Here is an 840-nt window from a genome sequence, read left to right as displayed (position 1 = left end):
CTTAAGTTCTGCACCTTCTATTTTTAAAACATTTTCGTCCAGTCGACGTGCTTCACTGACGAGCTCAGAAAGTTCTTTCGATAACTGGAATAAAAACCATGTCGCTTGTTTTTGCTCATCAGTAAAACTTTGCGCTAAGACCCGAGTTTGTTGGAGCAATATGACATTTGCGAGCAATAAAGAAGTGGCAAAAACCAAAAGGAGCATTTTGCTGGTCGTCGAATAATTTTTTTGTTTAATTGGGTAAGCTTCTGATAACTTCATTATTTTTGTTTTATTTTCATCTCATTAACTTGCCACACCATTTGGGCATGATATTCATTATGATCCAATTCAGGATATTGACTGAGAGGGTATATCACCCAGTAAGGGCCTTTATTTCTCACTTTGATGTAATGATGATCTTGCTGGTACGCCAAAATTGGCTGATAACGAACAATATCTTTGCGAGATAAGGTGGAGTGATAGTTGTTTAAACTGCCGATATCGACTTGCTCTGGGATGCTTCCATAAACATGAGTTAGCAGCGTGCTGAGCTTTACACCAAGAAACTCTGAAGATTGTTGAATCCAAGGTAAATCAGTGGTGTAGCTGGTGGTTGGGAGAGATTGAAGCTCTTCCAGTTTAAGTGTGACGCTAGGTTGCTGAGGACTACTAAAAGTAATGGAATTGGCAGAAAGGAATGGTGCGAACAGCAGCAAACTGAGTGATACAATTTTTTTCATCATACGCCCTTTTGTTTTTTATTCTTTTTACCGAGCTAGAACAAAAAGTTGCTAGCGATAAATTATTTATGATTTTAATGACAAAGCCAACCGTATGAGATTTTATAATATGTTA

Annotated in this window: 1 protein-coding gene and 1 pseudogene; both read right to left on the bottom strand. The window is 37.7% G+C overall.

All coding sequences use genetic code 11. The features are described 5' to 3' along the window. Positions 1-264 (bottom strand): annotated as a pseudogene (locus tag R7Z47_RS24330) (GGDEF domain-containing protein); the annotation flags it as partial. After that, positions 264-725: an oxidoreductase gene (locus tag R7Z47_RS24325; protein WP_005482833.1), complete on the bottom strand. Its 462-nt coding sequence runs from the start codon at positions 723-725 to the stop codon at positions 264-266. The pseudogene R7Z47_RS24330 and the gene R7Z47_RS24325, both read right to left, overlap by 1 nt. Positions 726-840: the final 115 nt, after the last annotated feature.

The organism is Vibrio sp. 1641 (genome assembly GCF_033339995.1).
Lineage (GTDB): Bacteria > Pseudomonadota > Gammaproteobacteria > Enterobacterales > Vibrionaceae > Vibrio > Vibrio alginolyticus.
The sequence above is the reverse complement of the archived record's forward strand: the minus strand, read 5'-3'. Positions and strand labels throughout refer to the sequence as shown.